We start from the raw sequence: 25,155 nt of genomic DNA, 5'->3' as shown, positions 1-25,155 counted from the left end.
TACCCTTATTTGGATATGAAGCAATTCTTCTTTAGAGTTACCACCGCTCTTTTTACGCTGCTGGTTGCAGGGCTGGCCGTAAATGCGCAGGAAGTTACACCCGCCACGGCAATGAAAAGCTACCTTAATAACGGCGACCAGAGCTTCAAATGGGAAATAAAAGATTCATTTGATATAGCAAATGGGAAGGCTTATGATCTGTTGCTTACTTCCCAGAAATGGAGGGAGTATACCTGGAAACATCAGCTGACCGTTTTTGTTCCTGACAATATTAAGTATGATGGCGCCCTGTTGTTCATTACCGGCGGATCGGTAAAAGACGGAGAACCTAACTGGAGCAAGTCGACAGATGAACTGCTGCAGCAAATGGGAAAAGTTGCGGTGATCAACAACGCTATCACTGCTGTGTTGAGGCAAACGCCCAACCAGCCGCTTTTCGGTAAACTGACGGAAGATGCGCTTATTTCCTATACCCTGCACCAGTTTAAACAGGACGGCGATTATAACTGGCCTTTGCTTTTCCCTATGGTGAAAAGCGCTGTGAGGGCTATGGATGCCATCCAGGAATTCGGAACAAGAAGTTTGCACAGGAATGTAAACGGATTTGTAGTATCGGGCGCTTCTAAACGCGGGTGGACCACCTGGCTGACCGGCGCTAACGATAAACGTGTAGTGGCCATCGCACCTATGGTGATAGATATCCTGAATATGCCGAAAAGCCTCGACTACCAGATCAAGACCTGGAAGGAGTACAGCATCCAGATCGAGGACTATGTGAAACTGGGTATCCCGCAAACTGCCAATACTCCTAAAGGCAATGCTATCAATACCATGATAGACCCATATTCTTACAGGAGTAACCTGTCGATGCCTAAAATGATATTTATGGGAACGAACGATGAATACTGGGTAGTGGATAATATTAAGAATTATATAGACAGTATTCCCGGTAAGAACCTGATCAACTATGTACCGAATGCCGGGCATGGCCTGGGCGATAAGGTTCAGGCATTCCAGGGGCTCAGCGCCTTTTTTGGAATGACCATGCGCAAGCAGGCCTACCCTGATTGCAGCTGGACTACCAATACCAGCAACGGTAAGGTAAAGGTAACAGCAAAGGCAAGCGCCGACAGGCTGGTTGATGTGGTATTGTGGTCGGCCAACTCGCCGGACCTGGATTTCCGCAACGACAAATGGGAATCACAGAGCCTGGGCCAGGCGCATAGATCAAAGGTAAGCGTAACTACTCCCCTGCCGCAAAGCGGTTACCGGGCTTTTTATGTAGACCTGAAGTATGAGAATGCTACGGGAGGAACTTATACCGTAAGTACGCGGGTATTTGTTACAGACACAAAAGCTATTTTATAATGAAGAAGATCCTATTGTCGGCTGTTGCGGGTTTAGCCCTTATCTGCAGCGCTGCCGCACAGACTTTGCCTGTTACGCCACATAGCTTTGTGGTAGTGGCGCACCGGGGCAATCATCTCTCGGTTCCTGAAAATACTGTGGCCTCTATAGAAGCGGCTATTAGTGCGGGGGTAGATTATGCCGAGCTGGATCTGCGTACCACCCGCGACGGGAAGCTGGTGTTGATGCACAATGGTACCGTAGACAAGATGACAAACGGAAAAGGAAGGGTTGATAGCCTTACATTTGATGAGATCCGCCGGTTGCAGGTGAAAAGTAATGATGGTAAGGTTTACCAGGTTCCCACTTTTGAGGAGGCGTTGCAGGCTTGTAAAGGGAAACTGAATATTTACCTGGATTTTAAAGATGCGGATGTTGCGGAAACATGGAGGCAGATACAGGCTGCAGGAATGGAAAAGCAGGTGGTGGTATACCTGAATGCTAAAGAGCAATATAAGGCCTGGAGGAAAATAGCGCCGGGTATGCCGTTAATGACCAGCTTGCCGGAGCAGATAACGACACCTGAGGGGCTGGAATCCTTTTTAAAGAATGTTCGTATATCCGTGCTGGACAATATCGCAGATCCTGCAATGATCGCCGTGGCCAGGAAATACAATGTTGCTATCTGGCAGGATGTGCAAAGTGAAAGCGAAGGACCGGCTCAATGGCAGGAAGCGATTGACAGGGGGATACAGGGAGTACAGACGGACCATCCGGAGGCTTTGGTTCGTTATCTCAATAGCAACGGGCTGCGGGATGGCGTGGTAAGGAAGTAAATAGTTCCTGAAATATGAGATAAGGACAGGTCGTTTTCCGGCCTGTCTTTTTTTGTTTATAGTATTAATACTGTTTATATGTTGTTAATCAGATGTATGCGTTTACGTTAGGTTCGCTTCTCTACATACTTCGCTGCCAAAAAATGCCGATACCGCCATGGTACAGTGTTAACACAACCTTTGTTAATATCGGATTAACAGAAAACCAAATAAAATTCTTATTAAGAATTCAGGTCAATTAGATAAATCTTCGCTTAATTTGATAGTTAAAAAAACATATTGATCTGGTTAGTTGCAATTAATTAAATATGGATTATTTCACCTCAATAAATAAATATGAAGCAAAAAATTTTACATGCGGAGGATGACAGGATGTTTGCCTACTTTGTCCGAAGGGTGTTGGAGAAACAGGGCTTTAGTGTGTGTAGCGCATCCGACGGTGAGCAGGCCTGGTCGATGTTCCTGGCTGAAGAACCGGACTATTGCCTGCTCGACATTGTGATGCCTGGAATCAGCGGGATTGATCTCGGCGAGAAGATAAGGGCAAGGAATCGGTTAGTGCCAATATTTTATTTGTCCGGGGAAGATTTCTTTTCCGTGCAGTCGGAAATATATGGTCGTGGAGGCGCAGACGGTTTTCTGAGTAAGGCTGACAGTATTCCTAATCTGTCTAAGTCAATTAAGGGGTTAATAAAACAATGCAAGACAGATGACAAACAATCTTACGGTCAGGGAAGTAGGCAAGTCGACATACGATACTGATAGCAGGATCTTTTTAACTGAAGGCCGGAGCCAAAAGCTGTCGCCGGTCAAACACCAGCTATTCATTTGCCTTTTAGATAATAAGAACAAGCTTGTTGCAAAAGAGAAGTTGTTGGCTGAGGCCTATGGAGACGAACAAAAAGATGTAAACAATTTATACGTTCAAATGAGGCAGTTAAAAGATATAATTTGTTATGACGAAAACCTGGAGATTGAAAATAAATATGCAAGAGGATATAAATTAATTGAGAGTAGGGTGAAAAAGTGATACAGCATATTGTTAACCTGGTTATAACAGCAGTAATTCAAAGGCGCCCTGGAAATGAATGCTGCTTCCTCGTTTAAATTCCTTTTTATCAATTGCCATGATTTACACACGCCAGTGTAGATACCCTGGTTTTCGTGTTGGCAATTGGTTATCCCGGTAGATAGATAGTAATGTAATTAGCAATATTAAGAATTGTTGCTTAGGGGGAACTATTGTCTATTCGGAAAGCTGTTTGGTAAGAAAAGGTGTTGTTTATATAGAGAGATGTTGTTGATAAAGAGGAGGTTTGGTTTATTAAGAAAAGGTATTGTTTATAAAGGAAGGTGTTGTTTATATAGAAAGATGTTGTTGGCAAAGAGGAGGTTTGGTTTATTAAGAAAAGGTATTGTTTATAGAGGAAGGTGTTGTTTATATAGAAAGATGTTGTTGGTAGAGAGAAGGTTTAGTTTTTACAGAGAAAGTATTGTTCATAGAGGAGGTGTTGTTTATATAGAAGGATGTTGTTGGTAAAGAGAAGGTTGGTTTATTAAGAAAAGGTATTGCTTATAGAGGAGGTTTTGTTTATATAGAAAGGTGTTGTTGGTAAAGAGGAGGTTTGGTTTATTAAGAAAAGGTATTGTTTATAGAGGAAGGTGTTGTTTATATAGAGAGATGTTGTTGGTAAAGAGGAGGTTTGGTTTATTAAGAAAAGGTATTGTTTATAAAGGAAGGTGTTGTTTATATAGAAAGATGTTGTTGGTAAAGAGGAGGTTTGGTTTATTAAGAATAAGGTATTGTTTACAGACAAAGGTGTCGTTTATATAGAAAGATGTTGTTGGTAAAGAGAAGGTTTAGTTTATTAAGAAAAGGTATTATTTATAAAGGAAGGTGTCGTTATATAGAAAGATGTTGTTGGTAAAGAGAAGCTTTAGTTTTTAAAGAGAAAGTATTGTTCATAGAGGAGGTATTGCTCAGAAACAGCGCTGTTGTTTATAAGAAAAGATGTTGTTGGAAACGAGTAATGATTGTATACAAATAAAGGTTGTATATAAATGAAGGAATAAGTTGTTTATGAATGATGGTATTTATAAATAAAGGGCTGTTTTATGTAGAAGCTATTAATTGTTTAGAAATCTGTTGTCTGAAAATTGGTATTACAATGCCATTAATACTGTATATGAATATATACGGGGCGGATATATAGACGCGTTATGAGGCATCGCCAACAAACGATTTATATATACAGGTTCGGAGTATTATTCAGTGAATACAAATAATGAATCACTACCAGGTTTATGTCGAAACAGCTTTCTTATATCCTGCTATGTGCAAACAGTAATCATTTTCTGACCAGGACAACAAGAAAACAACTGAAGAACAATGGCTTTACTTTACTTAACCTGCAAAGACCGGAGCAGGTGTTGAAACGGATCAACTATACAACCGTAGACGTATGCATGATAGGGTTAACCGAAGGGACCGAATGGGCAGATGTAACCTCCCGTATCAGGGCGCAGCATGCCAGGTTGCCAATTATACATATATCCGATAAGAAAAGAATTGAAGATCTGGCCACTTCTGTCAATAGCGGAGCTGATGATTTCCTGTCAGCGCCCTTCACTCCTGCCGAAATTGTACTTAGGATACAACGTATTGTAAAAAGGGTGTCGGAAAGAGAGATTGCAGAAGAAGTGATAAGGTTCGGAGAATATTCTTTTTATCCCCGGAGGTCTGTACTCGTTGGTTCCCAGGGAAAGATTAACCTTACTTATTTTGAACACCGGGTATTGGAGAAGCTGGTAGAAAACAGGAATTGTGCTGTAAGCAAGAGAGACATAATGGAGCGTGTGGGCAGAAGTGTAAGCGCAAACTCGCTTGGCGTATACATTCACAGGCTCAGACGGTATTTCGCAAAAACCGACATTAATATAGAAACGGTACCAGGGCTGGGCTATAAGCTGACGGTCAAGGCAGGCTGAAGAAACTTGTTAAATAAAATTATAAAAAGATGAAAATGTATAGAACCATGCACCATCCGGAAGGATTAAGCACCTTCCCGGAGTATGAACTAAGAGGCCAATTTCTTTTTACGACCCAGCAGGCGGGTATAGGCTCTTCGCCTCTTCCATTTTTTCAGATCAAAAAGAACCGGGTTTACCCTACGCCCCATCACCCTGAAGGGAGAAGCTCCTTTCATTGGTTTGAAATGAGGAAGGGTAACGCCTTGATTCCTTCCCTGCATCACCCCGGAGGCGGCGAATGTCATCCCTGGTATAAGATAAAATAACGCTCATACATATATACTCAATTAACGTCGGAACGTCTTATAACTTACCGGCTGGCATTTAATGCCCGGCCCGTTTCTTTGGCCCGCCGCGAATGAGTGACTTCTTAAAGCCTGGGAATAGTGACAGCAACTATGGCCGTCTGGCCCGGTCATACGAGCATAGAATGTCAGGTAACGGTGGCCATCCGCCTGTCCCCTGCGTGCCTTTTTAAGATCACAGAATTAACGACAGTCCTACCAACGTAACTATTATTCCATAAACAACTACGTGCGTGATCAGGTAGATCCGGTTATCGATCCTTGTATTATCCTTTGGCCATCCTACCGTTATTATGAAGGCAATAAACTGAGTTGGCAGCACCACGATCAAGGGGATAAGCCATATAATAACAGAAGTCAGGGCCGTAGCCACAGAAGCGTGAATAAGGTGGATGTATAATAATAAAGTGGCTAAATAAACCAGGTACACTATTACCAATTCAGCAATTCGCCTTTTCATAGGAGTAAGTTTAAGTAAAACATCTGCCTGGAGGAGCGTGACAGACCTGGTCCATTCACAGGAGTATAGCTAAATAAGACGCCAGGACCTGCACGACCCGTCGAAAGCAGCCGACGATGGTGCCTGCCATTTCTTCCAAAATAAATGATTATTTCTGATGATATTTAAAAAATATATTTTTTTCGTTGAACGCTGCTGTAATGATGCAGTAAATCGTCTTAAATCCTTAATTGCTTTACTTTTACAGCCGTGAATAAACCGGGAATGTTATGATTTTAATCTTACTGTTAGGTGCAATCGCCTTAGGCTTGCTGATCGCTGGATGCTGTTATGCGATAAATGAACAATCCAGGCAATGGGCGGAATCGGAATAATGCCCTGATAAATAGAGGGATTTTATGGAAATTGCGTCATATCAAAGTACTGTAGCATTAAACTACAATTAATTGATATGCGTGCAAAAAGGAATGTGCTGACTTATCTCGCGGAAAAGGACTGGCTGATAATATTCTTATGGTTTGGTCTTTCCTTAATCAGCGCCACATTAGAAATTCAGAGAGAAAATATTAACAACTACCTGATATTTAAGAACGTTTTCTTTCATGTCTGGCGCCAGTTGCCCCTATATATTCCTTATCCCAATGAATATTACGACGTAAATCTTTACGGGCCCGTTTTCAGCCTTATGATCGCGCCTTTTGCATGGCTTCCCACGCATATTGGCGCACTTCTGTGGTCGCTCAGCGGCGCTGCGGCCCTTTTCTACGCAATCCGGCAACTGCCGGTTACCCGTATCCAGCAGGGAATTATTTTTATACTCTGCTCCCAGGAAATGATGGGCGCCAGTACCTGGTTCCAGCTAAACCAGTTCATTGCAGCCTTCATTATCCTCTCATTTGTTTACACCATAAAAGGCAAAGAACTATGGGCCGCCTTTTTTATTGTATTAGGTACGCTCACGAAGTTTTATGGCATCGTAGGACTGGCATTTTTCTTCTTCAGTCCTAACCCCTGGCGCTTTATCGGCTCTTTGTTCCTGTGGGCCGCCGTTCTCTTTGTATTGCCCATGGCTATTTCTTCCCCTTCCTATATCACCCATTCCTATGTAGAATGGATAGAGGCATTGGTGCACAAGAATGCAAAGAATGTTGACGCCAGCGTTACTTTCCAGGACCTCTCCGCCGGCGGGTTCATAAAAAGGGTATTTCATATTCCGTGGCTGAACAACCTGTTTGTGCTCGTGCCAGCTACCATCCTGTTTGCATTGCAATACATTCAACTGGAGTTCCGGTATAATTCCCGGTACCGGCTGTATATCCTCTGCTCTACGCTGTTATTCCCCGTACTGTTCAGTACCAGCTCCGAGTCGCCAACCTATATTATCGCGGTTCCGGCCCTGTGCATCTGGTATGCCCTGCAACCTCCAACCAGGGCCAATAACATATACATCTTTGTTTCTATACTCCTGGTGAGCTTCTCGCACTCCGACGTGCTAACTCCCTGGTTCAGAACCAATATTGCCATTCCATACGCTATTAAAGCCCTGCCTTGCCTGGTCATGTATCTCAGGATCTGCTATGAGATTTATACCAAACAATTCCTCAGTCAATCGACCAATACAATTTTAACCTCAGATAGGCTGAAACCTGTAGCCTAACTGAAAAAATACTGGAAAAAGTAAGAATCAGGGCGTAAATTGCTGCATTATTAAAGGTTTTTGATTATGCATGCAGGATTAAAAATGAGTAGCGTTTTTTTATTATCCGCTTCTCTTATGTTAGGCGCCACGGCCAATGCACAAAAAATATCTCCCTTACCTGGCGTTAAAGAAAGCCGGTTATTGTCAAATGTAGATCCTTATATCGGGTCAGGAGGGCATGGACATGTTTTCGTGGGCGCCAGCGTACCATTCGGAGCTGTCCAGGTAGGGCCTACCAATATTGTAAAAGGTTGGGACTGGTGCTCCGGTTATCATTATTCCGACAGCGTTGTTATCGGTTTTTCACAGATGCACCTAAGTGGCACAGGTATCGGCGACCTGGGCGACGTTTTGATTATGCCATATACCGGGGACGTATTGGTCGACAGGGGAACACAGGAAAACCCTGGCAGCGGCTACGCTTCCCGTTACTCTCATGACCGCGAAATAGCCAGGCCGGGCTACTACGCCGTTCAGCTGGACGATTATAACATTAAAGCTGAAGTAACCGCTTCTGAACGCGTAGGGTTTCACCGCTACACATTTCCTCAGCAAGGTCAAAGCAATATTATCATTGACCTGAAAGAAGGTATCGGCTGGGATGAACCGGTAGAAACCTATATCAGGAAAGTAGACGATAACACCCTTGAAGGCTACCGCTATTCCAAAGGCTGGGCGGAAGACCAACGGGTATGGTTCGTTATCAAATCTTCTGTTCCTATTAAAAAATTCCTGGTATTCGACGACGTGATCGCCAGAAAAGGCGTTGAAGTAAAGTCAAAAAAGGCTAAAGGTGTGATCGTATTCGATAAATCTCCGGGCCAGGTAATGCTTAAAGTAGGCATCTCTCCTGTTAGCTGTGCCAATGCACTGGCTAATATCAATGCCGAAATCCCGGGCTGGAACTTTACCCAGGTGGTGAACGATGCCAATGCAAAATGGGATAAAGAACTGTCGAAAATAAAGATCAATACTAAAGATGATGCTGCACGCCGCGTATTCTATACCGCTTTGTATCATACCATGATCGCTCCTGCCTTGTTCAACGACCATAATGGCGCTTACAGGGGTACAGATAAGAATGTTTACCAGGCGCCAGGCTTCAATAACTATTCAGTATTCTCATTATGGGATACCTACCGTTCCTGGGCGGCGCTTAATACCATTGTGCACGCCGATAGGGTGAGCGATTTCGTGAACTCTATGCTGACCATTCACAAACAACAAGGTAAACTGCCGGTATGGCCTTTAATGGGTAACGAAACCAATTGCATGGTTGGCTACCACGCAGTTCCGCCAATAGTTGATGCGTACCTGAAAGGCTTTAAAGGCTTCGATGCCAACGAAGCTTTCGAAGCAATGAAAGTTACTTCCAACCGCGACGAATTCGGGCTGAAATACGTAAAAGAACTGGGCTATATCCCGGCAGATAAAGAATACGAATCTGTTTCCAAAGCCATGGAATATGCGATCGACGACTGGTGCATTGCAGCTATGGCCAAGAAATTAGGTAAAACAGAAGATTACGAGTACTATAAAAAACGTGCTGGCTATTATAAGAACTATTTTGACAGCACTATCCGTTTTGTTCGCCCGCGCATGAGCGATGGCAGTTTCAAAGCGCCTTACGATCCTTTCAACTCCAAACATGAGAAAGGTGATTTCACCGAAGGAAACGGCTGGCAATATACCTGGCTGGTTCCACAGGATGTAGAAGGACTGATCAGCTTAATGGGCGGCGACGATGCCTTCACACAAAAGCTCGATAGCCTTTTCTCTGCAAAAGGCGATATGGGCAGCGAAGCATCCAGCGATATTTCCGGGCTGATCGGCATGTATGCGCATGGTAACGAACCTAGCCATCACGTTACCTACATGTATGCTTTCTCTGGTTACCAGTGGAAAACAGCTGAGAAGGTGCGCCAGGTGATGAAAGAATTTTACTTCGATAAACCGGAAGGATTGGCAGGAAATGAAGACTGCGGCGCGATGTCGTCCTGGTACGTTTTCTCCAGTATGGGATTCTATCCTGAAAATCCGGCAAGCGGACTTTATGTAATAGGAAGCCCGCTGTTCGATAAGGTTACCATTAATATCGGCGCCGGTAAGAATTTTACCGTTGAGGCTTTAAATAACAGCAGTGAAAACATTTACGTTCAGAGCATCACCCTGAATGGCAAACCTTATACAAAGAGCTATATCACTCACGACACTATTGCAAAGGGCGGTAATATGGTGATCAGAATGGGCAATAAACCAAACACCGAATTTGGTAAAGCCTTGGCCGATCGCCCAACAAATGAACTATAAAGGTTTTGAGTATCGGTAAACGATAGCATCTGCTGAAGGGCTGGCCATATCAGAGGTCAGCCCTTTAGTATTCTTGTTTTCCTTTACCTGGAAAAATGAAGAAGATTACCAGATCCTTACTCTTAAACTGTCTGGCCTGTACATTCCATCTCCTGGTTTTACGCCATATACTTCATAGAATGCGTCCACATCGCTGAACGGACCATTTACACGGAATTTGGCCGGGGAGTGTACATCAGTTAATACACGCTTCGCCAGCGATTCTTTCTTGGTATGGCCTAACCATCCGAGTGCGTAGCCCATGAAATAACGCTGAGACGGCGTATATCCCGCAATTGAAACGCCTTTTTTGTATTGTTCGGTTTTTTTGAAAGCGTCCCAACCTAATAAAATACCGCCAAGGTCGGCGATGTTTTCTCCCAGGGTCGCTTTACCGTTGATATGCAGGCTGTCTACTACTACATATCCATCGAATTGTTTTACCATCACCGCTGCGCGGTCGTTGAATTTCTTTTCATCTTCTTTTGTCCACCAGCTTTTCAGGTTGCCGTTCGCATCAAACTGCCGGCCTTCATCATCAAATCCGTGGGTGATCTCATGGCCGATGGTTGAAGCGCCCGCATAGCCGTATACAATAGCATCGTCCAGTTCTTCATCCCTTTTGCCCGGAACGGTGAAGATGCCTGCCGGTAATACAATTTCATTGTTGCTTGGGTTGTAATAGGCATTGTATGTCTGAGGCGACATATCCCATTCCGTTCTGTCTACCGGTTTGCCCAGCTTGTCGATATTGTATTTATGCCACCATTTCCTTCCGGCAACAGCGTTTGCAAAATACGATTGGTCTTTGATCTCCATTGCACTGAAGTCTTTCCATTTATCAGGATATCCCACTTTCTTGGTGATCTTAGATAGCTTGTACAATGCTTTCTGCTTGGTGCTGTCGCTCATCCAGTCGAGTTTTTCTATACGTTCTTTAAGAGCAGTACGTATATCTTCCACGAGGTTTTCATATCTTTTTTTAGCGGTAGCGTTGAAGAATTCTTTCACGAATAATTGTCCCAATGCTTCCCCCAGGTATTCTTCTTCGGCATCCAGCACTCTTTTCCAGCGTGGTTTCTGTTTATCCTGTCCTCCTATTAATTTGGTATAGAATTCAAAATCGGCGGTGGCGATAGTGTCGCTTAGTTTCGCTGCTGCGCTGTTGATCAGGTTCCATTTGAAGTAGTTCTTCCAGGTATCCAGCGGCTCAGTTTTCACTGCTTTGCTAACAGCGGTAAAGAACTCTGGTTGTCCTACAATGACGGTATCCGCAAATTTCGTAATCCCCTGCAGTTGAAGGTATTCTGCCCAGTTAATATTATTTGCCAGCTTACCCAGTTCATTAACAGCCATTTTATGATAGTTGGCTTCCGGATCGCGCAATGCTTCCAGTTTGCGGCTCGATTTGGCAAGATTGGTTTCCAGGTCAAATACCTGTTTGGCGGCATTCTTTGCTGCTGCGCTGTCCATGCCTGTGAACTGCAACATCCTGGCAATATGTCCCGGATACAGGTTGCGGATGTTTGCCGTACGTGCATCGGTATTGAAATAATAATCCCTGTTAGGTAGTCCCAGCCCTCCCTGGTAGAACTGAACCGCCATTACTTCACTGTTCTTTGCATCCTGGCCTATATACAGGAAGAAGGGCGAGCTGATGGCCGCATTGTTCCGTGCTGCAACCTGGATAAGCTGCTCAACACTTGTTGCCGCATCAATTTCTTTCAACAGTGGTTCAATCGGTTGAATCCCTTCTGCATTGATCTTGGCGCTGTCCATAGCGCTTTTCCAGAAGGCGGCGATCTTTTTGGAAATAGCGTCGTTGGGGTTGGCAACCGCCTGTTCGTTGATCGTTAATAAACGTTTATAGATCTCTTCTTTTACAAGGTTCCCGATGCCCCATGAATTGTATTCGGGAGGGATAGGGTTACGTTTGATCCATCCGCCGTTGGCGTAGTCAAAATAGTCTTGAGTTGGACTTACAGTGGAGTCTACATTTGCGGCAACAGCATCCGGGGTATTAGCAGCTTCCTGGCTTTTCTGGCCTTGATTGCATGCAAACATCAAGGCAATACCCAATGCTATTCCTGCTCCGTTGAGGGTGTGTTTCATCATAATGAAGCGTGAAGATTTTGTTAGATGAAAGAAAGGTAAGATTTTTTTGGAAGCGGGCTGTCAAAAAAGGGGTAAGCGGGGAATAATGATTACATGCACCAGATTTATCTTGTTTACACGGCATAGCCAATGCCAGACCGGGACTGGCGACCTGGTTAGGCAATTACCCGGTTCCTTACAGGTACTGTTGTTACAGGGTAACAACAGTGTTGTGCTGTTGAATCCTTTCTACGGAGTGTCCGTATTAGGTACCGCTTAAAGGGGATTTGACTTATAGCAACCTGTATAGTTTGCCTGTAATTGCGAATTGAACGGGTAAGATTTTTTAAATAACAGACTTATGATAGGCTGTTTTACTAACATATTGTTTGCCTAACTCTTACCCAACATAGGTTTTTTATATTTTTCGGCAACCGCTTACTGGCTGTTTTCGGGCCGGTGTTACAACCTTTAGTGGATATTTGACCGGCGTATTTTACAAAATTTAGAAAGTTGATTTTAAAAGAATTAGATAAAAATCAAATTTCACTTATATCTGTAACAAACGTTTACGCTACCCCGTTATATGATCAGGTTGGTAAGTTAAATTTTGCCCTAACCTCATCCGTTTTACTGAATTGCCTCGTAGATATCGTAGTGGCATTTTAATTGTGAACCTGGGACAGGAAACGCTATTACTAATTCCCAAACAACCCCCAAATGAAAAAAATTGCGATAGTATTAATTGTGGCCGGCATCTTTTTCGCTATTTTAGCTAACTATGCACTGATGAATGACTGGGTATGGTTTAAAATATTTCACACCCTTGGCTTCATTGGATACATTTTGATTATTAGCGGATTAGCTTATTTTTCCTTGTGGTTGATCCATATTTTTTCCCGGGAGGAAAAGAACAGGATGAAACGTTACTACCACGAGCGGCAAGATTAGCGCAAACCAGATACAGATGTCGGAAACGTTCACATTGAAATTCGAATATAACGGGCAGCCACATATCCTTTATGTCCAAACCTTGCATCAGCAGTTTAAAACAGTTTACCAGACCGTGGTAGCTGACCAGGAAATCATATTTGAACCCGACGAGGAAGGTTTTGTCAGAGCTGTGGCAACCAAGCCCCTGCACAACCAGATCCAGAAGCTGGATGTAGGATTGGTACATCATATAGCCAGCTTAATAGTCGACCATCTCGGAGTGCATTAGCCAGGAAGCTGGTCTTCATCCGTTTTCCTGATCTCTTCTCTTAACGATTCCGGATCCCAGCCCTGACCTTCATCAAGCCACGATTTAACCCTGTCGGCTGCCATAAGCTTTTCCATTTCTTCAATCCGTTCTTTCATTGATGAAATGTATTGCTTTTTGTCGTCGCGCAGCGCCGATAAACCTTTAAGGGTTTTCTCGTCTTGTCGTAAAAATGTTCTTGCAGAACGGGAACTCTTGTACGCACGCAAACCCAGCATTCGAAGGGCGTCTACCCCCAATCGCAACGATGTATCGATGGTTTCACGGTAGATATGCAATACTCCCAGGTCCATCAATTCAAATGCATCTTCATTCCCTGAAGCCCTTACCAATAGCTGCAGATGAGGAAAATACCGCTGCGCCATCTTTACAATATCCACTGTCTGATCCGGATGATCCGTAGCTATTATCAGTATCTTGGCGGTTTCCGCCCCGGCGGCTACCAGCAGGTCGTATCTCGAAGCATCGCCGTAATATACATTTATGCCCATATTATGCAGGGCGTCTACCCGGTCCGAATCCAGGTCCAGGATCGTGGCATTGATGCCATTGGCTCTCAGAAAACGCCCGGTCATACTTCCAAACCTGCCGAAACCCGCTATAATAACAGGATTTTTTTCAGTGATATCATCTGCCTCCCTGTTCACTTCCGGTTCAGACCTGGTATAACGGGGTTGGATCAGTTTTTCATAAGCCAGTATCACCAATGGCGTTAAGGCCATGCTCATGGCAACTACCGCTGTAAGCATGTCTGTAGTTTCGGCGCTCAGCAAACGGGTTTGATGAGTAAAGGCCAGCAATACGAATGCAAATTCGCCGATATCTGCCAGTGCAAATGCAAAAAGCAAATTCTGATCTATACTTAGTTTGAAGATCTTACCCAGGATAAACAGTACCAGGGCTTTCACAGCCATGATGCCTAACACCAGGCCAATGATCATAAGCGGACTTTCCATGATCAGGTGAAAGTTGATAGATGCGCCTACCGCTATAAAGAACAGACCTAACAAAAGCCCTTTGAACGGTTCTATATCACTTTCCAGTTCATGCCTGTATTCACTGTTGGCTAGAACAACCCCTCCAAGAAAGGCGCCCAGGGCGGAGCTAAGTCCTACCAGGTTCATTAGCACAGCAATGGCAACCACCATCAGCAATGCGGTGGCAGTAAATAATTCTCTCACCCTTGTGCGGGCAATGATACGCATCAGCGGGCGAACAAGATACCTGCCCGCCAGTATTATAATTGCCACTGCTCCTAATACCACCAGGGTTTGTGCCCAGCCGGGTAAGTTGTCGCGTATCGTATGCGATTGGTTCGGATCGGCGGCTACATTACTTGCCAGTAAAGGGAAAATTGCCAGCATGGGAATGACGGCGATATCCTGGAACAGCAATACCGAAAAGGCGCTTTGACCGGCAACAGTGCCCATCCATCCTTTTTCATTCAATGTTTGCAGGATGATGGCGGTAGAAGAAAGGGCCAGCGTCATTCCCAACGCCAGTGAGGCATTGAGCGGTTGCCCTAATAAGTAAGCCGCAATGGCCAGCACGGCTGCTGTTATAACTACCTGCAATCCGCCCAACCCCAGGATGGAGGCTCTCATCCTCCATAACAGCTTTGGTTCCAGCTCTATACCGATAAGGAACAACATCATTACCACTCCAAATTCTGCAAAGTGCATAATGTCTTCTCCTTCCCTGCCAATAAAACCCAATACAGACGGGCCAATGATCACACCTGCAAGCAGGTATCCCAATACCGCTCCTAATCCCACCTTCTTGGCGATTGGAACAAATATGATGGCTGCGGCCAGGTAAACCATCGACTGAAATAACAAAGAATGTTGATCCATATTTATTGCTGGGTTTGGGCTGGTAATTGAAGCAGTTGGTTTAAATACGCCAAGCCGGGTAGCGCTGAAGCATCGAAATCGGCAGACTGCATCCGTCCTAAAACCTCTGTCAGTTGCCGGCTATATTCCCTGATATCTTCAAATTCTTTCTTATGAACGCCAAAGACTACGAAAGGTGCGGCATACTGCATATTACAGAGCTTTGCTGTTTGCCGGAACGGTAACAGGAAATCATGTATGTCATGCCCATGGTGCCCTTCTTTGGAATATGAATGTTCAGATCCGCCTACGGATATAATGTTGCCGAAAGTTTTTCCTTTTAATGCTTTTCCCGTATGACCATATGCCCATCCATGTTCCAGCACCAGGTCTATCCATTGTTTTACAATGGCAGGTGCGCTGTACCAGTAAAAAGGATGCTGGAGCAAAATGATATCATGATTTGCCAACAATTTCTGTTCTCTCTGAACATTGATATCCAGGTCCGGATAATTCTCATATAAGTCGTTGAATGTGATCCCGGGGATGCTCTTTACCGCCGGCACCAGTTGCGCATGTACCCTGGATTTCTCCAGCGCCGGATGCGCAAAATTGATCAAAATTTTAGCCATCGTTTTACGGGGTTCGGTTGCTTAATTCGCCTTATCAGGCTTCGGAGTACTCTTGTAACAGCGCCCTGTATTTATTCAAAATACTGGATTTCGAAATAAATCCAACCAGTTTTTTATCCTGCACCACCGGCAGGTTCCAGACATCAGCCTCTTCAAATTTCTTAATTACAACATTAATGCTATCCTTTAAGTTAACCACAACTTTGGGATTTTGCATCAGTTTCGGAACAGTAACAGTATCGTAAAGCGCCGGTTCAAAAAGAACAGGTCTTATATCGTCCATTGCAATGATACCTGTAAATAAATTGTCTTTATTATTTACAGCAATTATGTTTTTGTTACCTGCTTTGAACAGTTCCACTACTTCGCGTAATGTGGCATCTGTACTTACATGCTGAAAATCCTTCTCTATCAGGTCATCCATCTTCAGCAACAACAATATGTTCTTGTCGTGGGCCCGAGTGAACACCTTCCCTTCCTTCGCCAGCTTTTGAAGCTCCGGGGAAATGGGAGAAAACCATTTGGCCATCAGGTAAGAAATGGTTGCTACTATCATTAATGGAATAAAAAGATCGTAACCTGAGCTTGATTCGGCGATCAGGAAAATAGCAGTGAGGGGCGCATACATTACACCGGCCATTACCCCGCCCATTCCTACAATTACCAGATTAGTGACCGGAATGTTATCGAGGCCCAACTGCTGGCAAACCACTGCAAAGAAGAAACCCAGGAAGCCTCCTGCGAATAACGACGGTGCAAAGTTTCCTCCATTTCCTCCGCTTTGTATAGTGAATGAAGCGGCAAACGCTTTCAGCAGGCAAACACAGCCGGTAAAAGCTACCAACATCCAGCTTTCGAAAGGCAGGTACCTGAAAAAGCTATTCTGAAGAATGGTTTCGCCATGGCCGGAAGCCAGCGATTTTACACTGGTATATCCTTCTCCGAATAAAGGGGGCATTGCCACGCAAAACAGCGAAACAACCGCGCCTCCTAAAATGGCTTTTTGTATTGCGCTCCACTTCAGGCCTTTGAAGAAATGTTCTACCTTCTGCGAAATAACAACATAGTACCTCGCATAGAACCCGCACAGGATGCCAAGAGCCAGGTAAAACGGAACATTGTGATAGTTGAATGGACTCCTGGATTCGAAATGGAACAATACTTCTTCCTGTAAGATGGCTTTGGACAAGAGACTGCCGCATACGGCAGCAACTATCAGTGGGAGGAAGTCGGTGAACACAACCCCGGTGAGCAGGATCTCGAAGGCAAACATCATCCCGGCGATAGGCGCATTAAATGCAGCGGCAATTCCCGCGGTAGCGCCGGCAGCCAGCAATAATGTTCTTTCCTTATAATCCAGCTGGTAGGTTTGTGCATAGTTGGAGCCCAGGGCAGCGCCTGTAACGGCGATGGGACTTTCCAGCCCTGCAGATCCTCCGAGGCCTACTGTGATTGCGCTCTGAACGATCTGGGAATACATCTTTACTCTCGGTATTTTGCTGGAATTCTGGGCTATTTCGTGCAAAATTGCCGGTATTCCTTTACGGGACTGGCCTTTGAAGAACCAGATCACAGTCAGGGTGGTCAGTACAATTCCCAGGAAAGGGAAGATCAGGTAAAAAACTACCTGGGTCTGAAAATGTACTTTATCGGTAATTATATAATGGATATAGTGAACAAGGGATTTGAGCAACACACCTGCCAGACCGGCAGTGCAACCAACGAGGATACCGGAGAGTAGCAAAAACTGGTTCCGGTTAAATTTGCTATGCAGCCAATGTAATACTAATTCGTAGCTCTTAGCGCTCTTCAGGCTATACTCTTCAAACTCTTTTTTAAAACGGAAGAATGAATAGTATTTGCGAATGCGATTAAATCGGGTCATTGCGCAAATTTAAGTATCAAAGTTCAATTAGGGCATAAACTTTATCATTCATATATGGTCCGCCAGGATGACGGGCTGTATAATCCAGGTTGATCCAATACTCGCCTTTCAACTCATGGTAGTAGATCTCTTTCACTGCCGGTTTCGGGAAAAGTGTCACTATGGCCTGTTTCATGACCTCGAAATCGTTTTTATCGCCACAGTAGAGCTCCGGGTAGGCATGGCCTTTAATAAGAACGATCCTGCAACGGGCGCCGATCGACTGCATGCAGGAGGCCATTAATAACGAATGGTCGTCGCAATCGCCGCCCAGCCCGTTTAATATGGTTTCTTTCGGATTGGCGAAATATTCGTCGCGCCGGGAGTCTAACACATATTTAAAATTCCCATTTATGTATTTAAACAAAGAGAGGAACCGGGTTATTTTGCCATACTTGTAATAATATTCATCGAAATAGTCGAGGGCATGATGAACAGAGAAGTTCCTGACCACTGAATCCTGGAAGTTGATTTTTTCCCTGATGCCTCTAACGGTTTTATCCCGGTAGCTTTCCACCCGTCGCGGGTACAGGCTGAGGATGTCGATCTGTTTGCTGTCTTTGGCTCCCAGGTTGCCCTGTATCATCCCCTTATAATCGTTCAGTACGTTGCTGAGGGAGTACTGTTTGGTTACCCAGGTAATGGTAACCAGGCAGCAAACTACCAGGAAAAAGGGGATGATAATAGGTCGGAACAGCCATTTGATAAAGTAAAGTATGAGCACACATATTGCTACCGCGATGATCAGGTCTAGTTGCCATCCGTTCAGGACAATGGGCGGCAGGAAGCGGTTTATGTATGGGGCAAAAGATAGTAGCGTCAACAGGCTAAGGACGTTGAATAGTATCTTTTGCTTCAGTGAATATTTACTTTGATCGATGGCCATTATGCTCGCAATAAAGCAAAATTATGCCATAATCATCGTGCAAAAATTCGAAACCGCTTGTTTAAAAGAGGTACTTTTCCTGATCAGCTCAATCTGGTGCATGGTATCGTGCTGTTGTTTGTCCATATCCAGCTGTTGATAGATCTTGTTCAGCAGGCCAAAATTCATTAAAGCCAACACTTTAAAGTCCTGCTTTTGTGCATTTTCAACGGCACTTTCGGCAGTCCGGATGGCTTTATTGAATTCATGTTCATTAAAATAGATGCCTGCGCATAACATTTTCTGAATACTTTCCAGGTATTTGCCTCCGACAAAATCTGAGGAGTAGGTTTTAAATACCTGTTCGGTATGCCTGCAGATCCTTTCGGCTGGAGCAGTCTGGCCCAGGTTCAAATAGGCGTGGGCCTGATAGCACAACAGGTTAATCCTGAGGGCATTGGTCTTTCTATGTTGTAGGAATGGATAAGATTCAAAAACACTGCTGGTAAAGGTGAGAAGATGTTGGTAATCTCCCAGCAACTGGAAAGCAATACCCATGTTCTTGAGCACTATTTCCTTGGCTTCGGAAATCTGTTTTTTAACGCCTTTGTTCCAGTACTTAAAGTAGCTGTATATTTTTTCCTTGATCTCTTCATTAACGATCCCGAATTTCAGGAACTCATATATAAAAAGTTGGATTTCGTATGGCGTTACCCAGAGCTCATCTTCAAACTCTTCAGGACCGTAGATCTTCTTGATATTATTCAGTTCTATTTCGCATTGTTCTGCATCCAGCTGGATTAAAGACATGAAGAAGAGTTTGCTCCTGATCTTCAGCTTATCTTCCTTGGATTCGGCGAGTCCGAGTAATGCGTTGAGCACTTTGCGTTTTCTGAAGTGTACATATTCTTCAGTGATCAGCGGGCTAAGCGGATTTTTCTTGAAAAACCCGACAGGGAACACTGATTTCAGGTCGCCGCCGTTGTTACCATCATTATGATAATGTAATACGAGGTATTCCAGCAGATGAGATTTTTCGGTATCAGAGAGTGGGATGTGCATCATTTTCACAATACCATCGACCTGGGCATGGTTAATGGCGAAGCGGAGCAGCCATCTGAATACGCCTATGCGGTAAGGTGATTGAGGCAAATGATCCAGGATACTGAGTAGCATTTGTTCGGTGATCTGCTGGTCATTGTTTTTGAGATAATGCATTGCTACAAAGTATTCGAGCAGCATGGTATGTGCAAATCTCACTTTTACATTGAACATAATCTCCTGGCTCAGATTCTCTTCCACTAAAATATTATCTGCCAGCAGTTCTTTATAAGCTGGGAAATGTTCTGCATTCTGGTTAAGCAACAGGTTTTTATCTGTATAGATACCGGCTTGTCCGAGTTTCAGCAGGGATAATAACTTTTCTATGATCTTAATTTTGAAAGAATTGCTTTGGGAATTGAAAACCCTTTGCTGGATGAAGCGGGAAACGATTTCGAAGAGGCTGAGATGTTCATCGACAAATGTTTTTTCCTGGCCGCTGTTCAGTTGACAGAATAACTGCAGGTAGTAGGGATATCTGAGTTTCCTGAGGAAGCTTTCAGAGAAAAGCCTGACAGTTGCCGGGTCGAACTGGTGGTTATATAATATGGACCTTACTTCCTGTTCGGTAAGCCGGGGCATATTAATGTTTGTTTCTTCATCCATTTCGGCGCCCAGGTACCAATACCGCCTGAAGGCAGGATATTGCTGGGAGTGTTGGAAGATTTCGGCCCAGGTGCTGCTGCGGATGGAGAGAATGACTTTCACCCATGGGTAAAGATCATTGGAATATACGAAGTCTTCGAGTTTGGAATAGAGCAGGCGAAGTTTTTCGCCGGCTATGGCTATTTCATCGAATCCATCTATTATTAATATAAGGCGTCCGCCTTTTTTGTCGAAGTGGCTGGCGAAATATTCCCTGAAGTTTTCTCCATTCCCGAGGTTCATTTGGTTATCGAGCCAGGTAGAAAGGGAAAATCCTTTCAGGAGCAGGCTTCCGGCGGCATGTGCATGCACGAACCAGCAAACGTCCTGTTTATACCGGGCGTCTTTTCCGAACCAGAAATGTTCGGCCAGATGGACAAGGGAAAGTGACTTTCCCCACCCTGAAGGGGCGATTAACGCTGTTGCGGTATAATCGCTTTCGAGGAATTTTTCTATATGTGCATTACAGAATGGGCGGCTGACGGTATTCGCGAAGGCGATACCGGACCGGTTCTTCAGTGTAAGCATTGTATAATGGGAAATAGCGTCGGCTTTGGCTTTGAGCTCCGACCATTTACCATTGTCCAATGTTGCACATTCGTTGTTTGAGTTGGCCGACTTCGGGCCAGCGTGCAATTTTCTATAATGATGTTGCTGAAAATCTTCCCAGTCTTTGTACTGACAATACTGTGAAAGCGTGTTTAAGGTATAACGTGAAAAGCTATGTTGTGCCACAGCAAATCCATATACTCTTTTAAGAGTCGTTTCACTTACCAGTTTAGTGGTAGTATCCAATATAGACTGAGAGAGATGTTTGCAATCTCCCGGCAACATGACCTCTACACCAAACTTGCGCAGAACTTCATTCTGCAGTGTAGCAATAAAGTCATAGGATAAATCAATCATAGGGGATAAGAAATGGATTTTGGAATTATCGGTACATTTAAAAGTTACGTATAGTGTGGTCTTTTAGATTTGAGAAAAATGAATGAACAGAGAAAAAGGTAGGTCTATTTGTTAGTTATATATTGTTTTTAAATATAAATTATCTCTTTGTCATATTTAACTGCAATAATGACATCATATATAAATCGTAATAAATCAGTGCGGTAATATGGCATTTATGAGGTTATAATATTGCATTACGATATATCAAAATACCAAAAAAAATTACATAACTTTTTTTGACGATAGATGATTTATTCAGCTATTTCCTCTACCCAGAATGAACAAACCCAAGATAGATAATAGTCGAATGAACAAAATGAACAAAATGAATATAACCTGAATGCATTGAATATCAGCGGCCGAATGAATAAAAAGACCTTTCAATATCTTCCGCTTACCCCCTACTTTCGTACCGGTTTATAACACTTTATTAACAAATTAGACAAGGATCATATACCTCTTTATTTTTCAGGGTTATGTTTCCCCAAGCCATTCCTAACCTAATTGCCTCCCTTTAGAGTTTTGTTGAATATCAACAAAATCTGAAACTATTTCTGTTCAAACATTTGATGCTATGCATTCAAAAGCTACTCCTAATAGCCCTTTTACTGCCATTTCCTATTTCCCTGACGCAAAGGGAAAAACCGCTGTGAAAGCAAGTATTGCACATTTATTCAGTAGACCTGTTTCCCTGGCCTGTAAAAGTTTATTGTTAATCCTGTTGCTTGGATTAGGAATAAGCAAATCCTGGGCCCAAACCTATACGACCAGGGTCTACGCAAATGACCAAAGGACTGGTACTGGAGGCGTGTGTCTGCTATGCGCCGTTGATAATGCCGGAAATGCTGTAGATAATACAACAGGAACGCTTAACGGTTTCCTGAATACAAAAGCTACATTGCGTGTACCTCTTGGTGTGGCAGGATCCATCTATCAGGAGTATATTTTTACGGGCGGAACAACTGCTCCGCCGCCTAGCGTCACTTCCGGTGTTATCCTGAAAATTGGAAGCCCGGCAAACCTGTTAAACCTAAACCTTTTAGGTAATATTACATTACAGGCTTATAATGGATCTACTCCGGTTGGTAGTTCGGTTACCCCTAATGCTTCCTTACTTAATTTAAGTCTGCTGGCTTCAGGTAACCAAACAGAATTGTTCTTCCCAGCCCCGCAACCGGGAGGATCCCAGGCCTCAACTTATGACCGGGTAAGGCTTACACTTGCCGGAACAGTCAGTTTGGCACAAAGCCTCGATGTATATGCAGCATATTATACCAAACCGGCTTCCGGCCCGGTGGCCTGCGACAAGGCTATAGATGTATTGACAGGCATCAGCGGCGATGTAGGTGCATTAGGTGGCGTTTCCAATGGTCCTTATGCCGTAGATAATGACCCTGCAACATACGCTACGCTGACAGCCGCCGTTTCAGTGGCCGGCTATGCACAAGCAACCGCTATATTCCCTGGTCTGTCTGCACCCGGCGATTCAGTCAGATTGATTCTTTCAAACCCAGGCACTATATTAAATGCTACCCTGCTTCAGAACCTTTCGGTTGTTACATATAACGGAAATACACAAGTAGACAACGTGACCGGCGGCAACGCCCTTTTGGTGTTAAACCTGTTGACAGGAGCTTCCGATATCTATACTTTGTCATTTAAATCTTCCGGTTCTTTTGACAGAATCCAGGTAAGAATGGGAGGCTTGGCTACCGCCCTTACCCAGATCAGGGTACATGAGATCCAGCGAGTCGGCCCTGGTCCAAACTCCGCCAACGGAGTACTAAAAACAACCTGCTTAAATACTCCGCTTACGCTACGCGTAAGCAATCCTGATTTGGCAAATCTTACCTATACCTGGTATGATTCAAATAATGCTGTTATCGGAAACGCTGACTCACTGGTATTAAAAGATGCCAGGGTAGCTACTCCGGGCACTTATCAATATTATGTGTCAGCAACCCGTAAAACCTGTACAACTGAATCAGCAAAGACATTAGTAACTGTTGTTGTGGCTAACCCTTCAACCGCAGCCGATATTTCAGTGCCAACTGTTCCGCAATATTGTACTACAGATACAGTTCGTATCACTCCTAGTTCTTCCACAATAACCAATCATCCTGTATTCAGATGGTACAAGGATAATGGTAAAACCACTCCTATCATTAATGGAATGACAGAAGGAGCCGTTAAATATTTTGTAGACACAACAGGTAAGCTGTCTGTTACCGGCCTTGCTTCAGGTACCTATAATTATTATGTAAGCGTATCTGACGACAGTCATTGTGAAAACACTGCCAATGCACTTAAACAGGTAAGCGTAACCGTAGGAACTGCACCAGCACCTCCAACGCTTAACCAAACCTATACGGTTACTACCGGGTTGCCATTAACACTTACTGCTAACCCGGCAACAGGAACTACCGTGCTTTGGTATAGCGATACTACCCAGGCGCCAATAGGAAGAGGAAGTACATTAACACTTCCTGCCTTTACCACTCCTGGTACCTACACCTATTTCGCAGGCGATAGCCTGTCTGGTGGCTGCATTTCCTACCGCCTTCCGGTAGTGATCACAGTAACAGGACCAGTAGTACCATCATCCTGCGGTCTGCCCGACAGGCAAGGATGGTCCACTTCCCTGGGTTGTGTACTCTGTAGTGTAACTAACGCAGACGCATCTATCGATGCAGATGCTACCAACTTCGCAACTTTAAGTATGCCGGTCGGACTACTGGGAGCTTCTATCTACCAAAGATTAGCCTTCCCTGCCGCGGGCGCACCTACCGACAGTATCCGGTTGATCCTCGGAGTACCAACCGGGGTGGCAGATGTAAGCTTGCTCGGAGGCGTCGTGATCACTGTTTACAACGGACCTAATACCGTTGTAAGCACTACATCGCTGGCGAGTTTATTAACCCTTCGTCTTTTAGATGCTAACCGTTTTGTAGTTACTGTACCTACAGGCGCCGAATATGATCGCGTAGAGGTTAAACTTACCGGTGTAGCAAACCTGCTTAACTCGCTTAATATATATGGCGCACGCATAGTAGGCGCAAATCCAGCTATCGCTACGCCAAATCCTGTAGTTTGCCAGGGATTACCAGTAACCTTAAGCGCTACTCCCGGAGCCGGTACTACTATCCAATGGTTCAGGGATTCTATTGGCGGAACCTCGCTGGGCAACCAGAACACCTTCACTACCGATTCGCTGAAAACAGCAGGTGTTGTTAAATACTACATCCAGGTAATGAATGGTACATGCGCTAACCCTGAACGTATACCGGTATCCATTACCGTAAAACCACTGGGTACTGCTGCCAATATCAACGTTGCTGATACAACCAACGCTTGCGGTTCCAGCGCTGCTGTGATTACACCAACTGCTACCGGTGTTCAAAACCCGGTATTCAAATGGTACCTGGATGCCAATAAAGCAACGGCTATTACCAATGGTATAGTTAACGGAGTAACTTATTCCATCGACGCTGCCGGCAAACTTTCAGTTTCAGGATTGAGCATCGGTAATCATACCTACTATGTAAGCGTTAGCGGAGATACTACCTGCGAAAATGCTGCCGGTAACCTGAAAGCTGCTACTATTGCAGTAGGCGCCGCTCCTGCTCCTCCAACAGTAAACCAGAATGTTGCTGTAACTACCGGTTTACCGGTTACATTAACCGCTGCCCCTGCAGCCGGTGCTACTGTATTATGGTACAGTGATACTACCCAGGCTCCTATTGGCCGTGGTAGCTCCATCACCCTGCCAGCCTTCACTACGCCAGGTACATATAAATACTTTGCAGCCGACAGCCTGCCAGGTGCTT

The 25,155-nt window shown here is 44.3% G+C and carries 18 protein-coding genes; 11 read left to right on the top strand and 7 right to left on the bottom strand.

The annotated features are described in order from the left end of the window. Nucleotides 1-15: 15 nt before the first annotated feature. The 6 genes from BLV62_RS16730 to BLV62_RS28135 all read left to right on the top strand — a co-directional run bounded on the left by BLV62_RS16730 (nt 16) and on the right by BLV62_RS28135 (nt 5,479). Nucleotides 16-1,368, top strand: coding sequence for a PhoPQ-activated pathogenicity-related family protein (locus BLV62_RS16730; protein WP_089763117.1), 1,353 nt, complete (start codon nt 16-18; stop codon nt 1,366-1,368). Beyond that, on the top strand, nt 1,368-2,183 hold the full coding sequence (locus BLV62_RS16725) for a glycerophosphodiester phosphodiesterase family protein (protein ID WP_089763116.1): 816 nt from the start codon (nt 1,368-1,370) through the stop codon (nt 2,181-2,183). The genes BLV62_RS16730 and BLV62_RS16725 overlap by 1 nt, the downstream gene beginning before the upstream one ends. A 336-nt stretch (nt 2,184-2,519) precedes the next feature. Next, on the top strand, nt 2,520-2,945 hold the full coding sequence (locus BLV62_RS28990) for a response regulator transcription factor (RefSeq protein WP_089763115.1): 426 nt from the start codon (nt 2,520-2,522) through the stop codon (nt 2,943-2,945). After that, on the top strand, nt 2,893-3,213 hold the full coding sequence (locus BLV62_RS16715; protein ID WP_089763114.1) for a winged helix-turn-helix domain-containing protein: 321 nt from the start codon (nt 2,893-2,895) through the stop codon (nt 3,211-3,213). Before BLV62_RS28990 ends, BLV62_RS16715 begins: the two co-directional genes overlap by 53 nt. Before the next feature lie 1,274 nt (nt 3,214-4,487). Further along, a complete protein-coding gene (locus tag BLV62_RS16710) occupies nt 4,488-5,171 on the top strand; it encodes a response regulator transcription factor (RefSeq protein ID WP_089763113.1) in 684 nt (227 codons plus the stop codon). 29 nt (nt 5,172-5,200) lie between these two features. Beyond that, nucleotides 5,201-5,479, top strand: coding sequence for a hypothetical protein (locus tag BLV62_RS28135; RefSeq protein ID WP_139170224.1), 279 nt, complete (start codon nt 5,201-5,203; stop codon nt 5,477-5,479). 214 nt (nt 5,480-5,693) lie between these two features. Here BLV62_RS28135 and BLV62_RS16700 read toward each other — a convergent pair whose 3' ends face one another. After that, entirely contained in the window at nt 5,694-5,978 is a 285-nt protein-coding gene (locus BLV62_RS16700) for a hypothetical protein (protein WP_089763111.1), read from the bottom strand. Nucleotides 5,979-6,429: 451 nt separating this feature from the next. Between BLV62_RS16700 and BLV62_RS16695 the strand changes: the two genes are divergently transcribed. Then, nucleotides 6,430-7,635, top strand: a complete 1,206-nt coding sequence (locus BLV62_RS16695; protein WP_089763110.1) for a glycosyltransferase family 87 protein — start codon at nt 6,430-6,432, stop codon at nt 7,633-7,635. Between the two features lie 84 nt (nt 7,636-7,719). Next, nucleotides 7,720-9,987 (top strand): GH92 family glycosyl hydrolase, encoded by a 2,268-nt coding sequence (locus BLV62_RS16690; protein WP_225889617.1) that lies wholly within the window; start codon nt 7,720-7,722, stop codon nt 9,985-9,987. Between the two features lie 105 nt (nt 9,988-10,092). Here BLV62_RS16690 and BLV62_RS16685 read toward each other — a convergent pair whose 3' ends face one another. Next, nucleotides 10,093-12,141, bottom strand: coding sequence for a M13 family metallopeptidase (locus BLV62_RS16685; protein WP_211117830.1), 2,049 nt, complete (start codon nt 12,139-12,141; stop codon nt 10,093-10,095). Between the two features lie 699 nt (nt 12,142-12,840). Between BLV62_RS16685 and BLV62_RS16680 the strand changes: the two genes are divergently transcribed. Next, nucleotides 12,841-13,071 (top strand): hypothetical protein, encoded by a 231-nt coding sequence (locus BLV62_RS16680; RefSeq protein ID WP_089763107.1) that lies wholly within the window; start codon nt 12,841-12,843, stop codon nt 13,069-13,071. Nucleotides 13,072-13,087: 16 nt separating this feature from the next. Further along, nucleotides 13,088-13,342: a hypothetical protein gene (locus tag BLV62_RS16675; protein ID WP_089763106.1), complete on the top strand. Its 255-nt coding sequence runs from the start codon at nt 13,088-13,090 to the stop codon at nt 13,340-13,342. Here the strand turns inward: BLV62_RS16675 and BLV62_RS16670 are convergent. The 5 genes from BLV62_RS16670 to BLV62_RS16650 are packed head-to-tail and all read right to left on the bottom strand — an operon-like array spanning nt 13,339 to nt 21,286. After that, complete coding sequence (locus tag BLV62_RS16670) at nt 13,339-15,234, bottom strand: monovalent cation:proton antiporter-2 (CPA2) family protein (protein ID WP_089763105.1); 1,896 nt, start codon at nt 15,232-15,234, stop codon at nt 13,339-13,341. The genes BLV62_RS16675 and BLV62_RS16670 overlap by 4 nt on opposite strands. A gap of 2 nt (nt 15,235-15,236) precedes the next feature. Beyond that, on the bottom strand, nt 15,237-15,845 hold the full coding sequence (locus BLV62_RS16665; RefSeq protein ID WP_089763104.1) for an NAD(P)H-dependent oxidoreductase: 609 nt from the start codon (nt 15,843-15,845) through the stop codon (nt 15,237-15,239). 34 nt (nt 15,846-15,879) lie between these two features. Beyond that, a complete protein-coding gene (locus BLV62_RS16660) occupies nt 15,880-17,730 on the bottom strand; it encodes a chloride channel protein (protein WP_089763103.1) in 1,851 nt (616 codons plus the stop codon). A 16-nt stretch (nt 17,731-17,746) separates the two neighbouring features. After that, entirely contained in the window at nt 17,747-18,655 is a 909-nt protein-coding gene (locus BLV62_RS16655; protein ID WP_089763102.1) for a transglutaminase domain-containing protein, read from the bottom strand. 21 nt (nt 18,656-18,676) lie between these two features. Next, nucleotides 18,677-21,286, bottom strand: coding sequence for an NACHT domain-containing protein (locus tag BLV62_RS16650; protein WP_139170222.1), 2,610 nt, complete (start codon nt 21,284-21,286; stop codon nt 18,677-18,679). 616 nt (nt 21,287-21,902) lie between these two features. On the opposite strand from BLV62_RS16650, the gene BLV62_RS28355 reads away from it, so the two are divergent. Beyond that, nucleotides 21,903-25,155: immunoglobulin domain-containing protein (locus tag BLV62_RS28355; protein ID WP_211118331.1), on the top strand; the 3,253-nt coding region annotated here is incomplete at its 3' end.

Source organism: Chitinophaga terrae (ex Kim and Jung 2007) (genome assembly GCF_900107795.1).
GTDB lineage: Bacteria > Bacteroidota > Bacteroidia > Chitinophagales > Chitinophagaceae > Chitinophaga > Chitinophaga terrae.
The sequence above is the reverse complement of the archived record's forward strand: the minus strand, read 5'-3'. Positions and strand labels throughout refer to the sequence as shown.

Excerpts from the sequence above, each read along its gene's own strand:
- BLV62_RS16710 (WP_089763113.1), top strand. The coding sequence starts at position 4,488 with ATGTCGAAACAGCTTTCTTATATCCTGCTATGTGCAAACAGTAATCAT.
- BLV62_RS16670 (WP_089763105.1), bottom strand. The coding sequence starts at position 15,234 with ATGGATCAACATTCTTTGTTATTTCAGTCGATGGTTTACCTGGCCGCA.
- BLV62_RS16680 (WP_089763107.1), top strand. The coding sequence starts at position 12,841 with ATGAAAAAAATTGCGATAGTATTAATTGTGGCCGGCATCTTTTTCGCT.
- BLV62_RS16695 (WP_089763110.1), top strand. The coding sequence starts at position 6,430 with ATGCGTGCAAAAAGGAATGTGCTGACTTATCTCGCGGAAAAGGACTGG.
- BLV62_RS16665 (WP_089763104.1), bottom strand. The coding sequence starts at position 15,845 with ATGGCTAAAATTTTGATCAATTTTGCGCATCCGGCGCTGGAGAAATCC.
- BLV62_RS16650 (WP_139170222.1), bottom strand. The coding sequence starts at position 21,286 with ATGATTGATTTATCCTATGACTTTATTGCTACACTGCAGAATGAAGTT.
- BLV62_RS16655 (WP_089763102.1), bottom strand. The coding sequence starts at position 18,655 with ATGGCCATCGATCAAAGTAAATATTCACTGAAGCAAAAGATACTATTC.
- BLV62_RS16685 (WP_211117830.1), bottom strand. The coding sequence starts at position 12,141 with ATGATGAAACACACCCTCAACGGAGCAGGAATAGCATTGGGTATTGCC.
- BLV62_RS16725 (WP_089763116.1), top strand. The coding sequence starts at position 1,368 with ATGAAGAAGATCCTATTGTCGGCTGTTGCGGGTTTAGCCCTTATCTGC.
- BLV62_RS16675 (WP_089763106.1), top strand. The coding sequence starts at position 13,088 with ATGTCGGAAACGTTCACATTGAAATTCGAATATAACGGGCAGCCACAT.
- BLV62_RS28135 (WP_139170224.1), top strand. The coding sequence starts at position 5,201 with ATGAAAATGTATAGAACCATGCACCATCCGGAAGGATTAAGCACCTTC.
- BLV62_RS16690 (WP_225889617.1), top strand. The coding sequence starts at position 7,720 with ATGAGTAGCGTTTTTTTATTATCCGCTTCTCTTATGTTAGGCGCCACG.
- BLV62_RS16660 (WP_089763103.1), bottom strand. The coding sequence starts at position 17,730 with ATGACCCGATTTAATCGCATTCGCAAATACTATTCATTCTTCCGTTTT.
- BLV62_RS28990 (WP_089763115.1), top strand. The coding sequence starts at position 2,520 with ATGAAGCAAAAAATTTTACATGCGGAGGATGACAGGATGTTTGCCTAC.
- BLV62_RS16730 (WP_089763117.1), top strand. The coding sequence starts at position 16 with ATGAAGCAATTCTTCTTTAGAGTTACCACCGCTCTTTTTACGCTGCTG.
- BLV62_RS16700 (WP_089763111.1), bottom strand. The coding sequence starts at position 5,978 with ATGAAAAGGCGAATTGCTGAATTGGTAATAGTGTACCTGGTTTATTTA.
- BLV62_RS16715 (WP_089763114.1), top strand. The coding sequence starts at position 2,893 with ATGACAAACAATCTTACGGTCAGGGAAGTAGGCAAGTCGACATACGAT.